The 15897-nt window shown below is 35.9% G+C and carries 12 protein-coding genes; all 12 read left to right on the top strand.

Translation table 11 applies throughout. From position 1 onward, the window contains the following. The first annotated feature begins 4 nt into the window (after positions 1-4). The 12 genes from QM923_RS08385 to QM923_RS08330 all read left to right on the top strand — a co-directional run bounded on the left by QM923_RS08385 (position 5) and on the right by QM923_RS08330 (position 15837). Complete coding sequence (locus QM923_RS08385) at positions 5-1015, top strand: hypothetical protein (RefSeq protein ID WP_261053604.1); 1011 nt, start codon at positions 5-7, stop codon at positions 1013-1015. A 418-nt stretch (positions 1016-1433) separates the two neighbouring features. After that, a complete protein-coding gene (locus QM923_RS08380; protein ID WP_414291517.1) occupies positions 1434-1790 on the top strand; it encodes a hypothetical protein in 357 nt (118 codons plus the stop codon). 33 nt (positions 1791-1823) lie between these two features. After that, complete coding sequence (locus QM923_RS08375) at positions 1824-2111, top strand: hypothetical protein (protein WP_084939918.1); 288 nt, start codon at positions 1824-1826, stop codon at positions 2109-2111. Between the two features lie 404 nt (positions 2112-2515). Beyond that, positions 2516-2851: a hypothetical protein gene (locus QM923_RS08370; RefSeq protein WP_049493995.1), complete on the top strand. Its 336-nt coding sequence runs from the start codon at positions 2516-2518 to the stop codon at positions 2849-2851. Next, positions 2844-3191: a hypothetical protein gene (locus QM923_RS08365; protein ID WP_414291516.1), complete on the top strand. Its 348-nt coding sequence runs from the start codon at positions 2844-2846 to the stop codon at positions 3189-3191. Before QM923_RS08370 ends, QM923_RS08365 begins: the two co-directional genes overlap by 8 nt. Positions 3192-3193: 2 nt before the next feature. Beyond that, positions 3194-3982, top strand: a complete 789-nt coding sequence (locus tag QM923_RS08360; protein WP_061409477.1) for a DNA/RNA non-specific endonuclease — start codon at positions 3194-3196, stop codon at positions 3980-3982. A gap of 10 nt (positions 3983-3992) precedes the next feature. Then, complete coding sequence (locus tag QM923_RS08355) at positions 3993-4442, top strand: hypothetical protein (RefSeq protein ID WP_216732924.1); 450 nt, start codon at positions 3993-3995, stop codon at positions 4440-4442. A 49-nt stretch (positions 4443-4491) separates the two neighbouring features. Further along, positions 4492-6828 (top strand): MobP2 family relaxase, encoded by a 2337-nt coding sequence (mobP2, locus tag QM923_RS08350; RefSeq protein ID WP_414291552.1) that lies wholly within the window; start codon positions 4492-4494, stop codon positions 6826-6828. Between the two features lie 117 nt (positions 6829-6945). Further along, positions 6946-7206 carry a hypothetical protein gene (locus QM923_RS08345; RefSeq protein ID WP_044021393.1) on the top strand — a complete coding sequence of 87 codons (261 nt, stop codon included), beginning with the start codon at positions 6946-6948 and terminating at the stop codon, positions 7204-7206. A gap of 11 nt (positions 7207-7217) precedes the next feature. Beyond that, positions 7218-12077, top strand: a complete 4860-nt coding sequence (locus tag QM923_RS08340; RefSeq protein WP_414291515.1) for a PBECR4 domain-containing protein — start codon at positions 7218-7220, stop codon at positions 12075-12077. Between the two features lie 161 nt (positions 12078-12238). Beyond that, the gene (locus QM923_RS08335; protein WP_414291514.1) at positions 12239-13984 is read left to right on the top strand and encodes a type IA DNA topoisomerase; all 1746 of its coding nucleotides are present in this window, start codon (positions 12239-12241) and stop codon (positions 13982-13984) included. Positions 13985-13986: 2 nt separating this feature from the next. Then, entirely contained in the window at positions 13987-15837 is a 1851-nt protein-coding gene (locus QM923_RS08330) for an AAA family ATPase (protein ID WP_044021389.1), read from the top strand. The last annotated feature ends 60 nt before the right edge of the window (positions 15838-15897 follow it).

Below are 15897 nucleotides of genomic sequence, written 5' to 3'. Positions count from 1 at the left end.
TAAAATGTCTACTTTAATCGAAATATCCAAACGATGGATTGAAAAGATAAAATCTAGCCCAATTTTGAAACCATTTATTAAGACTAAAGTTTGGTTTCAAGAGAATATTATTAAGAGAAAACTAGTTATTTTCTCAATGTTGTTTGTGACCTGGTTAACCCTTTTGATGGGAGCAATTTTCTCGCCACAAAGACAAACTTATACTTCAGAACAACTCAAAACAAAGCAGGTTTTTGCGAATGGCAGTGGTGAGATGAAACTGGTCAGCCAGGAATATTCACCAGATACTGGAATTATCGTTTTACAATTTGAGACGAAAGATGCTACGACTTCGATAGATCGGGGCATCGATGCCAAACGATTGAAATGGAAACTCTATGCGCAGCATAAAGACTCAAAAATAGAGATGGATGTTGTGCCAATCATTGATAATAAAGTATCAGTTATTATTAAAGGAGTTCCGAAGAATTTTGGTGCATTTGCGATCGATGTGACGAATCAGACAGTCTCTTCTAGCTCAATTGATGTGAATATTTCATCTCCATCCAGTGATTCTAAAAAGGTTTCTCAGAAGAAATCTGGAGAAGACGACACTGTACAGTTTTTTGTAACTCCTCAAAATCCTCAGCTTGAAATCAAAGCTATTGAGGTTGTCTCCAGAGAAGAATTTACTCTTCAGGAAATCGAAAAAGAGATCAATTTCCAGAATGAACAGTCTCAAAAATTGACAACATCAATTGCTCAATTGAAGGAATCAATTGAAGATGATAATTCACGAAAAGCGAGTCTTCAAGCAGAAGCAAAATATCTAACAGGTGATGATCTCGAAGCCAATCAAAAGAATATTGCTACGCTGGATACAAACATTGAAACGAAGAATAGAACCATTGAAACAGCCTATAAAAACATTGAAAAGTTGAAGGCTAAATTGGAGTCTTTGGACAAGAAAAAACAGGCAGTTAAAGATGGAACATTTGAATTTTCAAACCCTATTGAAACTGTAGAAATGAATTAAAGTGAGGTAAAATGAAATGAAATCAAAGAAAAGTTTTAAAAAGCTTTACCATGTAATGTTTTTTATAATGATTGATTGTTGCTTCACTCTATATATTTTACTTACTGTGTCGGCCTTTCTTACTTATCAGTGGTTTGTAAATCTTAACTCTTCTACAATTCTTTATTATTACGATACCATGAGTGTACTATGGTTTAGTATTTTAATTTCTACAATTTTGACAAAGATATTATATCGTCCATTGTTAAGCTCTATTTGGTTCCAACCCTTGTGGGATAAGATAAACGATAGTGAATAAAGAGAATGAATCTCCTTAATTTTTGAATTAAGGGGGTTTATTTTTTATGATTGTCCCTTTAAAAAATTTTTTTTAGTTATCTTTTATACTAGAATCAATCAAAAAAAGAAAGGCAGAAAAATGAAAGAACAACTTAAATTAGCACCAAGGGAGAATCAACCAGTTAGAAAGCATCGTACTGTATTCACAAGTACAAAAGGTTTGCTTAGAAAACAAAAAAGGGTTGCGCTGGATATTGATGAATATGGAATAACCTATCATAGTAATCCAGGGTATAAAGGAGAAATGTTTTCTTCAATGTACCTCGTTCTACAGGAAATTAAAATTTATGAACGTTCTTTCACACTAACCATCAAGAAAAATGATCATGAAGTTTATGTAATTGATTTGAAAAAATTAGATGGCGATTTGTGGAGCAACTTCCAAATTATAAAAGAAAAAATTACCAGCTTTGCAGGAAATAAATTAAGGAAATAAGAAATACGAAATTAGAAAAAAGGAGAAGTAATCATGGCCAAAAATGATTTAAAAAAAATTGATAATCAACTAGAAGAGGCAAAGAAAAGAGTTGCCCTTTTGGAACAGGAACGTAAAGAAGCAGAAGAGAATCTTCAAAAACAAATTGGTAAAATTTATGTTCAAATTCAATTGAAGAAAAATAAAAATCAGTCGTATGAATCAATTTTTGAAGAGTTAAAAATGGAATTAAACCTTATCAAAGAAGATGAAAAAGAACAACGTTTAGCAGCTAAGAAAAATCGTGAAGAAGGAAACTTTCCAGCTGAAAATCAGTCTTAATTTTTGAGTTTTTAACTTCTCAATGAAGTCAAAAATAGTGTAAGTAAAAGTATGTAAAGAAGAAAAACGGTGTAAGTATAACACCTATAAAGTGTGTAAAGGTAAGTATAGCGTGTGTGTGTAAGTAGGTGAAACCGAGAAAATTACCGGTACCGGAAACGTTGATACTATCAACTCCACACGCTTCGTGGGGACAGTTTCCCTTATGCTCTTTTCTAACACAACACACCTAAAAAGGACCTTAGTCCCTCTGTGTGTGTTAGTGTGTTGAAAAACCGCAAAAATAGAACCGACACGGTTCGTGATGTTGCGAGGTTGAAGTTTTCTTTTTTGCTTCTTTTTGCTTTTGCTTCGACAAAAGAAAAAAGAAGGGCGCTGTTTTTTAGAAAGGAAAATTTAAAACAATGGCAAATATAAAACAAAATCGAATTGAGATTAGAGGGCTTACTGATGATGAAATTAATTATCTAAAAGCACTCGCAGAAAAAAATAAAGCTAAGTCATTTAATGATTTTCTGCTCTCAATCTGTCGTGAAAAAATTGAGTACGGAAAATTTAATCGTGCTCAAGATTTGTATGTTGCTCATTTGGAAAATATGAAATTAGCTTCTGACCATGTTCTGGAACAAATGAAAAAACAGACCAGGATACTATCTGAATTTGAAGAAAAAATGAATCGTTATGGCGATCATATTTCACGTTGGTTAGAGTATGAAGGAGAGGTGGAAAGTGATGACTAAAGAAATCAAAATCAGAAATATACCTGATGATATGTTTGAACAACTTCGAGATATTTCCAAAAAATATAACTATTCAAGCTTTAATGAGTTTATGTTATCGCAAGTTCAAAATATCGTAATGAATGACGGATTGAATTTGTACAATAACCAATTTGCGGAAACATTATCTGTCATCAAAGAACAACAAAGTCAGATTTTAGATTTGATGTTGAAGAATGAAATTTCTCTTTCAGCTTTAAATGTTAAACAAGATATTGTAAATGATCTAACTACAAATTGGTTACATTTTATGGATGATGTATCTGCACTTGAAGCTGAACGACGGTCAGGTGGTGTTTAAAAATGAAGAAGAATAAATCTCTGTTCATCATTCTCATTTTTCTTGCAATCTTTATCGTACAACCTAACAATTTTAATGCTATCAAATCTGGCTTAACACAAAATGATATCCCGAATCAATTGAACATAGCCGATTCAGCTGAAGAAAAAAATTCCGACTCAAATTTGAATCCTACTCTGAAAAATGATGATTTGAAATCGAAGGAGTATGATGGAAAAAATCAGGTGATTGTCGTCAATGAAAAATCACAATTTACAAAAAGCGAATTGAGTTTAGAAAATGGCAGCTGGGAAAAATATTCTGATCTAGATTTTTTAAATCGTGTAGGAATTGCTGAAGCGATGTTGGGAAAAGAATTGATGCCAACGGAAGACAGAGAATCTATTTCATCTGTCACACCAACAGGGTGGAAAAATAAAAAAATAATCTTCAACGGTAAAGAAGATTATTTGTATAATCGTTCTCACTTAATTGGTTTTCAATTAAGTGGAGAAAATGCGAATGCGAAAAATTTATTTACAGGTACACGTGCTTTAAATGCAAATTTTGAAGATGAACAATCATCAATGGTCTACTATGAAAATAAAATTGCTAACTACATAAAAAATACGAACCACCATGTTCGCTATCGAGTAACTCCCATCTTTAGAAATGTGGAATTAGTTGCTAGAGGAGTTCGTATGGAAGCACAGAGTATTGAAGATGATGAGATCTCATTTGATGTGTATATCTTTAATATTCAACCAGGATATAAAATCAATTATTTGACAGGATCATCTCAGAAAATTTGAGGAGGGAAAAATGAATCCAAGACTTAGCTTATATTTTAGCGAAGAAACACATGAAAAATTTAAGGAAATAAAATCCTACTTGAAAGAATCATCTGCTTTGCAGAAACAGTATCGAAATAATTCAGCAACACTTGTCACTTTGATTGAAGTTTTTTATAAACTTTTTATTGAATTAGGAGAAGGAAAAAATTTCTATGAGCGACTGACTCAGCTGGAAAAAAATTTGGGGGATACCTTTGATTCTGGAAATGACAACAAGGCAATTCATCGTCAACTTGATCAAATTCTCTATCTAACACTAACCAACTTTCATGCTATTACGAAAGATGATTTTGATGTTCAAGAATTGGAATCTATTCATTCACGATTGGATCCTACACAGCATGAATTGATGGCAAGAATCAACGATGTCATTCAAGAAGATATTGCACGTGGTCAAACTATCAAACATTCTCATTAATTGAAAGGAGAAGTAGGAAGTGAGTGAGTCTAGTCCAAGTATTACCTTCATGCTGCAATATACAGAAGCAAATAGTGGGTTTGTAGACTACACCAATAGAGACGAAGCTGTTGAGGTTGATAATGAATTAAATTTAGAAACGCACAGACAAAACATTGAGTCTCTAACTGAAGATGAACTACAAAAAATCCAAGCTGAAGTCCCAGAAACAAAACTTAATTTCCAGGAGTACATCGATTATATGAATCGTTCTTATGCTACTGAAAATCAAAATGAAGAGATGACAGCGATTTTTACAAAAGAGACCAATTACTTGCAACGTAGCAAAGTAACTGAATTGAAAAGTAAGTTAGAACAGGCTTATCAAAATGGCTCTCTTCTATGGCAAGGTGTTATCTCTTTTGATAATGATTTTCTGGCCAATGAAGGACTATACGATTTAGAAACTGGAAAAGTTGATCAGCAAGCTATCAAGTCGGTCATACGTGAAGCATTGCCAAGGTTGATTGAAAAAGAAGGATTATCCGACTCATCATTTTGGTGGGCTAACATTCACTTGAACACAGATAATATTCATGTGCATTTTGGTTTATCTGAAGTTGAATCTGCAAGAGATAAATTTTTCTATCGACCTCGTGGACGAATGGAATATAGAGGTAACTTTTCCCAGAAAACCATTGAGCGTTTTAAAAGTGATGTTTTTCATGGTCTGTTGAATGAGAAGACTAGAGGAATGATTGTTCGACGAGAACAAATCTTGGCCAATATCAGAAGTGAGTTGATCAATTCTGTATTTAGAGATCAGAAGGTGCGTTCTTCAGCTGAAAAAAATTTTTTGGAGCAGGCTTATAATCATTTGCCTATGGATAAAAAATGGCGTTATGGATCAAATGCAAGAGATTTTGCAGTCAGTAAATTCTTCATCGACCGCTATCTGGATTCCTATTTAGAAAATGATGGGAAAGAGCTCTATCAAGAATTCCTGAAAGAAACGAAGGACTTCCTAGAAACCTATAGAGGAGCTTATTCAGCTGAAAAAAAATCAACCTACGAAAAGATTCGGAAAGTTGATGGTCGTTTTGAGAAAACACAACAGGAGGCTGCAGGCTATCATCTGCAGCAATTAATAGCGAATCGAGAAAAAGAGTTGAGAGAACGACTAGCAAATAGAATCTTGCACCTATTTCGTGAGAATGCTCCTGAAATAGCTGACGTTCGGCTGGAAAAAAATTTGGCCAATTTCTCAGTAAAGAATCAAAAATTAATTTTAGCCCAGGATCCTAACGCAAGTGTCATCAAAACACTAGATGCCTGGAAAAAACTGGGTTATGATTTGAAAGATGGAGCAAAACCTATTGAAATCACAAAACCAGTCTATGCTGCTTATGATAAACACGGAACAGGTTTGGGACGTCCTGAATATGTTAGGGAATTAGTTTATGATGTGAGTCAAATGAAAGAAGACTTACTGGAGAAGCAACTTAGTTTAAGAGACTTGTCGCTATTTTCTTCAGCTGATTTGAAAGATCTTGTAGAAGCGGCTAAAAAGAAAAGCGATCGATCATTGAAAGAACGCCAGGAGTTAGGAACATTTCGCTATGCATTGAAATTGAGTTTATTGGAAGAAAAACAAAGTAGTTTATTAGTTCGTAAAACTCTCTTTGATCAAATTCAACCACTTGAAACGGATAAGCCATTTGTTGAATTAAAAAAGAAGGAGATTCTTCAAAGACTGCAGCTGACTGAATTGCAACTGACCCCAAATTATAAACTAGGTGAAGCAGACCAATCTCTAAAACAATCTCTTGCTAACCAGTTTGAAGATAGTGTTTCATTTTCAGTAGAAAAGGCTGATTTATTAGCAATTCAAGCACCAATTAAACGTCTGAAGGGAGAATTAGCGGCAGTTCAACCTCTTCAAGATGAAGGAGTGCTGACTATTCTAAAGGGCTATCCTGTGACGAAAGATAGCTATATAGAAGAGCTACAGACCCATATCTCTATTTTTCAGCTGAAACATCAGATTTACAGTCGAAACAAGGAAATTTCACAAACGACTGATCAAGCTACTGTTAAAAAATTAAAACAGGAGAATGCGAAAGGATTTTCTGAACTCAAATCACTTTATCAAAAATTGTTGCCGGAAGAAGAAAGTAACCAGAAAAGTCAGTTAGCTCAGGCTGTTTCACAAAAAATGCAAGAAAGAAAGGTCTTGCAAAGAAAAAATACCCAACAATCTCAAGGTAAAGCACTCATCAATACAGATTTTATGAGAAACTTGACCAACTCTCTTCAAAGAGCCCAACGTGCAAATAAAAAAGCCCTTATGGAACGTGAGAGAAGTGATGAGAGACAAGAACTGGAGGAGAAGGGACACAGTATATAAGAGTCATTGTAAAAGCAATGACTTTTTTTGTTGAAAATGGAAATCTATTGTCCCTTTAACTGTGATTTCTCGATTATTACATAGAATAGAAGGATAAAAAGAGAAAGGAGTAGAAAAATGGAGCTAGTATTTCCAGATGTTGCAGTTGAAGACTTTGATTTCTCAGCCGAATGGTTAATTACGGCAATGAATGCTGATAACAAGCAAGTGCATTTTGAGGGTCAAGGAAGAAATTCTGATTTAGAAATGGTTCTAGATTTTAAGGAAAATTCTGAGCTATTTGAATCTTTTTCAGTAGGGGAATTGGTTCACTTAGATCCAGAAACGTTTCTACAAGCAGAGAAAGAGCCGTATAAACCACAGTATGAAGGATTTTAAGGAGATTTTATATGACAGAACAAGAATCAAGACGTGGGAAAAGTCGTAGAGAACGTGTTGAATTTGCACGTTCTAGAGATATTTTGGATGTTGCAAACGAGCTTCAGATGGAGCTGGTTCGTTCTGGACGAGACTATCGATGGAAAGAACATGATAGCCTAGTTATTTCACCTGATAAAAATTTATGGAAATGGTTTTCTAGAAATACAGGTGGTGATGCGATTTCTTTGGTTGAGACAATAAAGGAAGTAGATTTTAACCAGTCTGTAGATTTTTTAAATGATGGAAATTTTAAAGAGTTTCAAATGGTTGAAAGACCTCAAGAAGATTTTAAATACTATCTTGAGAAATACGAGCAGCCGTTTTCAGCTGGACGAGATCACTTGCGGAATCAACGTGGACTATCAGATGAAACAATTGATTATTTTTTGGAACAAGGTGTTTTAGCCCAAGCTAACGCCAAACTTGACTACTTTGCGGAAGGCACTGGTGGAGTCACAACAAATGCGATTGAGCCAGTTATTGTCTTCAAGTCCCTTTCTTCTTCAGGTGAAGTTGTTGGAGCCTCTTTACAAGGAATCCAGGAGAATTGGGAGAAGTGGCCAAAACATGGATATGCTAAAGTGATTATGAAAAACTCCGATCCTATGACAGGTATTCATGTTGATATTGGCAGTCCAAAACGATTGATTTTCACTGAGAGTCCAATTGATTTAATGTCCTACTATGAATTGCACAAGGATAGTCTTCAGGACGTCAGATTAGTTTCTATGGATGGTTTGAAAGAATCGACTATTGGCCGTCATCTATCTCAAATTCAAGCTGAAATTTCAGGAAAACCACTAAGATGGACACCTGAACAAATGGCAGACGGACTTCAAATCGCTATTGATCATCACTTTTTTGAAGATGGGAAAAATGCGGATTTAATCACCCTAGCTTTAGATAATGATAAAGCAGGTAGAACATTCATTCAAGAATTGGAAGCAAAAGGAGCTGTTATCAATTCGGATCTACCAGAACTAAGATCAGGGCAAGATAAAACGGACTGGAATGATGTTCTAAAAAGTCAGCGTGAAGAAAAATCTGATAGTCGAAAATCAGAATATGAAGAAATAGCTGAAGCAACTTTATCAGAATCAAGTCACTTTCCTGATACCAGCCACCTTTCTCCTGAAGATGCGGAGTGGCTTAAAGAAAATTGGAACAATATTTCTTTCTCTGTTCAGTCAACTAGACCCTCTGAAACAGATCTAGCTGCGGAAGAAAAGCATTCTCCAGGCGATCAAGAGTCTATTAGGAATATAGAGGAGAATGCTGGAAGATTGATGAGCTATGAAGAGGTAAAACGTGAAAATGAAGCATTAACAAAGAGTTTAAATAATCGGATTCAATCTGGAGAATTATCGATTGAATTTGCCCCAGATTTCTATCTATATGATGTCTTTGCGAAGTTAGGAAATAGCCATCCTACCAAATATCTCAATGATAAGCGAATGGAAGTGTTGTCTCCCATTCATTCACTTTTGACCTCTATTGATGATCAAACGATTGATTTATACAAGACAAAAGGAACTCCTGAGCAAGATTCCTTGTATCAAGCATTGAAACCTCATCAGAGAACTTTGGGAGTAGATATTTCAACCCGATTTATTGGTGAACTTGCAATAGCAGCATACAATACCAACAAGCAGATAGAAAGCCTCTCAAGTGACAGTTTCGGCGTCTATTTTGGTGAAAGAACACTTGATAATCTATCACAATCGGTTGAGCGAATGTTGGAGTATCCATTGATTGAATCGGGAACAAGAGACTTTGCCCATGGTTTTGTGACAACACCAAATACATTGTTTCACTATTTGGATGAGCAAGAGGGAGAAGTGGTTTTAAATCATGAATTATTGGATAACTTGATGTCACGTTTTGAGACTCATCCCATTAAGATAATAGAGGCTTCAGAAGAAAAAGAAAAAGCCCCTGAGAAATCTCAAGAGCTAGATATGATTTTTGAGCAACAAAAAAACGAGAGGACCAGTGGTAGTCTGGGGTCTTTACAGCCCGAAGCTGAAGGCAGTCCCACACCCGTACCAAAAGCTGGCACCTTTGAACGCTCTGTTACCAGTCGTCCTACGACATCCTCTCATTTACTTTATTTTACCATAAATGAAGAGTTTCAGTCAAGTAACGATGGCTACTATCACTCTATTTCCTTAGATGAATTAACTAAATTGAATCGTCCAATCCGTCGACTAGCTTTGCAAAATGCAGCACAGTATTATTTGGATGAGTTGGCCAACTCAAAGATTTATTATGTTACCCCTGATAAGACTGTACAAGTTCATTTTGAAGAAAAGCACTTCATGCACCTAACAGGAATTAAACCAATTGCATTAGGGCAGACACCCGAGAAAACTTTACATGATTTTGCAGAAGGAAATGGGCATTTTGATAATATTTTATTGGCTAATAATGATGCAGCTTTTGACAAACTAAAGGTCTTATCAGATCTTTCAGTAGCAACAGAAAGTACATCTTTCTATTTTGATGATTTAACTGATCTTAGGCGATATGATGGACGTTTTGATAGTCTTATAAAGTCTGATGATAAAGATATTATCTTGTTATTCAAAGAGTTAGAGGAAGAAAACTATATTCCAATATCAGTTTTTAAGTCTCGGACAAAACTTACCAAGGAACTGGAGACGGTAGATAAAACACCTATTCTTGGCGTATTCCGTGAACGTGATGGCCAGATTGAACAGCTATCGATTAATGAGGAATATGTTAAAGATGGTGGCGAGGAAATGTTATCTATCTTAAAAAATAAGCAGTATGAGGAGGTTTCTGAAGAACCTGAACCACCAGCTCCAGAGAATACACTGAATAACTCCCTACTTGATGCGAATAAGTTTACTCAAGTCTTAGATACTGTCTATAATTTAGGCGTGCCTAGTGACATCTCAAAAACTCCAGAAGAATTTCATCAGGCATGGAATCAGTATCTTGACTATGCAAAACAGTACAATGATAGATTTGATCAGATTATTGCAGCCGCTGGGAAAGATCATCTCCTAGATACAAATTCAGATTTTTATAAAGAATGGATACAAGATCATATCTATAAGGAAAACTACCATGTACGCCTTCAATGGTCTGAGGAACGCCCAGAAAGCCCTATATTGCCATTTAAAGAGACAGAGCTGATATCTTATCAAGATTTCGCTAGGGAGCTATATAAGGCCAATCAGGACTTTTATCCAATTCATCAAGAAGGAATGAAACAAGTAACAGCAGGCAATACTGAAGGCTATATCCCTCCTACCAAAATTAAGTTTGATGTCTATGCTCCAGGTGGTGAAGTGATCAAAGAGGGAATTCGATATGATATTGGAGATGAGACTACACCAATTTCACAAATGCTAGGATTAGGATATCGTCGACTCAACGGTCAATCTGAACTAGCATCGATGGATGAAGAAATTCTTTCTCAGCTGGAAAATAGAGAGGTGAATAAGGAAATTTCCCAGGAAGCAAATGAATCATTTCGATTGACAGAAGAAGTAGCAGGTCAAACTCTTGATACAAGAGAAACGGTAGCTTTTCAATCTTCTAAGCAAGAAACTAAAAATAATTTGCTTCAGCGTGTAGAGGAGATTCTGAAAGAGGAACCTATTTCGGATTTGGAGACTCCTGAAGTAAACTCAAGTAGTATTGATTATGCTGCTTTAACGCCTCATGAATTGAGTGAGGTTGCTTTCCAAAAAGTGAGAGAGTACACAGAAACACCAGAACGGTTAGAAGAGTATCTGAATTTTATGAGTAAGTTTCCAGAGCTCTCACCTAGAAATGTCGCTTTGATTCAGGAACAGTGGCCAGGAGCGAGTGCAGTCGCAACCTATAATCAATGGCAATCGATGGGGGAAGTTCTTGGGATTACTTCAGATCAGGTATTTGAAACTAGAAATACCTATACCAATAAAAAAACAGGTCGAACAAGAGAAGTTGTCCATAACAATCTTTCGGTTAAGACAGGAGAAAAATCACATATTACCTTGTTTAGACCTATGATGGTTGAGATGATTCCTGTATTGGATGAAAATGGAAATCAGGTAAAAAATGGAAAAGGCAATCCAAAATATAAAAGACTTTCTGAAGCGACACCTGAAGAAAAGGCATTAAAGAAAGAAGGAAAATTGAAATCTCGCTTCTTCCAGGAAAGAGATTCAAACACAGGCTTAGCTAAATTCGCTACGTATAAAGTATTTGAGTTATCTCAAACAACCTTGAAACCTGAATTTTATCCCAAAGCGATGCCAAATCGTCACTATGATTTTAATATGGATCATATTCGTACAAAAGAGGTACTTGAAGGGCTTTCAGACTATGCTAAGGGTATTGGGGTAACAATCTATCAAGACGATGCAAAAGAGTTGAGAAGTGCGAAAGGAGCTTTTTATTCAGATGAACAAAAGATACTTTTGAATCCAGATAATACTCCTGGGGAAGTCGTTGCAACCACTATTCACGAGTTAGCGCATGCTACTTTACATAATCCTAAATTTGCTAATTCGTATAAGGAGGATGTCTCAAAAGATCGTAGAGAACTTGAAGCTGAGATGACAAGTTATCTCGTTTCTAAGCATTTTGGCTTAGATACCTCTGAGAAAGCCATTCGCTATATGGCAATTTGGACTGATAATTTGACATCTCTTGATGATCAACAACTAGCGCAATCTATGAAACGGATTCATGGAACAGTATCAAAGATTGTAAAAAGTGTTGAACAACATACAAAACCTTACCAGTTAAACAGACAGGTGGTACAGAATCAAAATTTTATCCAAAGCCCAAAGAAGGGGCTTAAAGTCTAGAAAGAGTGCTCTTTTTGAGCCTCTTTTTTGTGTAAAAAGTTATATAACTTTTTGTGTTGTTTTTTGATATGAACTCGTTGTATTCTGTGTCAATGTCCCTTTACAAAATATTTTTTAATTATAGATTACAATGACAGAAAATGAAGTAGAAGGAGAATGATATGGTTATAGTTGTTCTGGCTGAAAAAGAGAAACAGGCAGAAGCTTACGCTACAGCTTTGGGACAATTTAGAAAAAAGAAAGGTGTCTATGTCATTAGGCAGTCACCCTATTTTCCAGTTGAAGTACATGTGGTGGCTGCTGAAGGGCACCTATTTGAATATAGTGAACCAGACAATTGGTCGCTTGATAAATTACCTCTTACAAATGTTTCATTTAAGCAACATCTGAAAGAGGACAAGGATTCGAGAGAAAAATTTAAGAGAATCTATGATGAAGTGGTAGCAGCGGATCAAGTGATTATTGGGACGGATGCTGATAGAGAAGGAGAGCGGATTGCGTACTCTATTTTATCGCATATACCAGGAGGCAAGGAGAAAATTTGGAAACGTCTTTGGGCAAGCTCCATGACAAAGAAAACTCTTCAAAAAGCTCTTCAGGAATTGAAGGAACCTTCAGAAACCTATAATTACTATTTAGAAGCTGAAGCACGTGCACAAAGCGATTGGTTGGTAGGCATGAATTTATCACCTCTTGCAACGATTGATCTTCAAGCAAGAGGGCAACTCCCTCGAACAAAAGGTAGCCATCTATCTGTTGGCCGAGTTCAAACACCAGCGGTCAGACTAGTTTGTGAGAATGATTTAGAGATTCGCAACTTTACTCCAGAAAAATATTGGAAGCTTCAGTTGGAGGATAAGAAAAATGGGGTATTTTTCACCACAAAAGACAAAACTAAGGATAGTGAGGTTATTTTGGCCTCTTCAAGGGGATTATCAACCACCTCTGTTATTTCTTCAGTTGAGGTAGAAAATCATCAGAAATCAGCTCCACAATTATTTACCTTGTCTGCATTACAAAGTTTTGCAGCAAGTGCTTGGAAATTTGACTCAGATAAAACAGAGAGCATTGTTGAGGGACTATATTTGGAAGGATTTCTCTCCTATCCACGACCAGATTCAGAATACATCAATCAATTTGAGTTTAACGATTTAAAAGAAAATCTATCTGCCTATCAAAAAGCTATTAATTGTCATTTTCAGCCAGCGTTTCTGGAGCCTAGAGAAGATTATGTCAATGATGAAAAAGTATCTGGTACAAGCCACTCAGCCTTGATTCCGACTGAAAGAATTCCAAACCTTTCAAATTTAAAAACTGACCAACGACTGATTTATGAAGCAGTTGTGAAGCAGGCAATCTTGATGTTTGCGGATGATTGTTATTATTCAACCAAAACAATTGAAGTAGAAAATAATGGTCTTGTTTTTAAAACAAAGGGTAGAACGCTTCATAAATTAGGATGGGCTGAATGGAGTTCACGAAAGGTACGAGGTCCAGTTGAAGTTCCTGATTATCAAGTGGGAGATAAAATTGATACGCAGGTTCAGATTGTAGGGGGTGAAACGAAACCACCTAAAAGACTAACTGAAAGCCAATTGATTGGCCAAATATTTCCTAAATATGGCTTGGGAACACAAGCCACTAGAGGAGAAATCATTAAAAAAATTCAAAGTAAGGGTTATGTTGTTAAAGATAAAAAAACAGGTCAACTAACTCCCACCAATAAGGCCTATCTACTTATCAATTATCTCTATGACAATGAATTCTCTGATCCAGAGACAACAGGAGGCTGGGAAATGTTTCTATCTCAGATTGGAGAAGGGACAATCAATCCACGAGAATTTGTGGATGCGATAAAAGATAAGCTCACTCTTCAAATCAAGGAAGTAAAAGAAAGAGGTGACTAAGTGTGACTACTGAAGAAAAGAAAAAAACACCCTATTTAGATCGTTATACAGATAATTTGACAGAAAAAGTTTCAAAAAAAGCGGAAGATTATCAGGTGTACGGACGTGATAAAGAAGTAGAAGCTGTTCAGACCACTCTTCTCAGGCGAACTAAGAATAATCCTATTTTGGTAGGAGAAGCTGGAGTTGGAAAAACAGCTATTGTTGAAGGATTTGCTTTAGCCATTTTAAGAAACCAGGTATCTCCAAAATTAAAAAATTTGACCGTGCGTTCTCTGGAACTATCTAGCTTAATGTCAGATGAGGATGGAGGATTTATTGTTAAGTTTAAAAAAATTATTGAGGAGATGGTAGAAACCAAAGGAGAGAATCTTCTCTTTATTGATGAATTTCATACTATTGTTGGTGCTGGTGGTTCAGATAAGGGCGCTTTGGATGCTGGAAATATTGTAAAGCCAGTTTTGTCACGTGGTGAGATGCAATTGATTGGCGCAACTACTTTAGATGAATTTCATGAGTATGTCGAACAGGATCGAGCGCTAGAGCGAAGGATGCAGCCAATTATAGTTGATGAGCCAACAACTACTCAAGCGATTGAAATTCTTGAACAAGCTAAAACTATTTATGAAAAATTTCACCAGGTGTCTATTAGTTCCGATGCTGTAAAACAAGCTGTACTTCTATCTGTTCGCTACATACCTGATCAATTTTTACCTGATAAAGCCTTTGACTTAATAGATGAAGCAGCGACAATTTGTTCTACAAATGGGTTAGGCCATGTAGGTAAGCAAGAAATTGCAGAGGTGCTGAAAAATAAAACAGGTATTCCTGTCACGACGATTTTGAAAGGTGACAAGGAAAGGCTAGATGGTTTAAAAGAAAAGCTGTCACGACGTGTTAAAGGCCAAGATGAGGCTGTAGAAGCTGTTGTGAACGCTATAACTGTTGCACAAGCTGGCTTACAGGATCAAAGAAAGCCCTTGTCTTCCTTCATGTTTTTAGGAACTTCAGGAGTTGGGAAAACAGAGCTTGCCCTGGCATTGGCAGAGGGGATGTTTGATGATGAGGATGCAATCATTCGCTTTGATATGTCTGAGTATAAACAAAAGGGAGATATCACAAAGCTGATTGGCGATCGTCAAACTAGAACGAAAGGTCAATTGACTGAGAAGATTAAACAGAAACCTTATAGCGTTATTCTGATCGACGAGGTGGAGAAAGCACACTCGGAAGTTGTAGATTTATTTTTGCAGGTACTTGATGCAGGACGTTTGACTGATTCAACTGGAAGGCAAGTGAGCTTTAAGAATACGATTGTCATTATTACTACGAATATTGGTTCTCAAAAAATTATTAAGCAGTACGAATTGAAAGGGAATTTTAAAAAGCTAACCGATAGGGATAAAATTCAGTTTGAAAAGAGCATGACGTTGGAGTTGGAGACTAAATTCCGACCAGAATTTCTCAATCGAATTGAATATAAATTGATTTTTAACATGTTAGACGAGGAAGTGAATAAGGAAATTATTGTCAAACAGCTATCAGAAATTCAAGAAAGAATGAAGAATAAAAAGTTGACTCTCTCTTACGAAGAAAGTTTGGTTACTTATTTATTGGATGTAGGAACAAATATAAAGGACGGTGCACGGCCACTTGAAAGAGTGATTAAGCATAAAGTACTTCCTTTAATTTCTAAAGAGTTTCTGAACTTATCTGATCCCAACCAAGAGTATCATTTCCATCTTTGGGTAGAAGGTGATGCACCAGATGAGTATCACCGTGAAGACAAAAGAAAAATATTATTCGAGGTCGAAGCTGAAAATACGTCATTTGGTGAAGCATTATTTTCTTAAAACTCACCTTAAAAAAATGATTGTCCCTTTAAAAAATTTTTTTCAATTATCTATTATACT

Origin of the sequence: Streptococcus infantis, assembly GCF_047463275.1 — a bacterium.
Classification (GTDB): Bacteria; Bacillota; Bacilli; order Lactobacillales; family Streptococcaceae; genus Streptococcus; species Streptococcus infantis_AF.
This window is presented reverse-complemented; position numbering and strand designations above follow the sequence as displayed.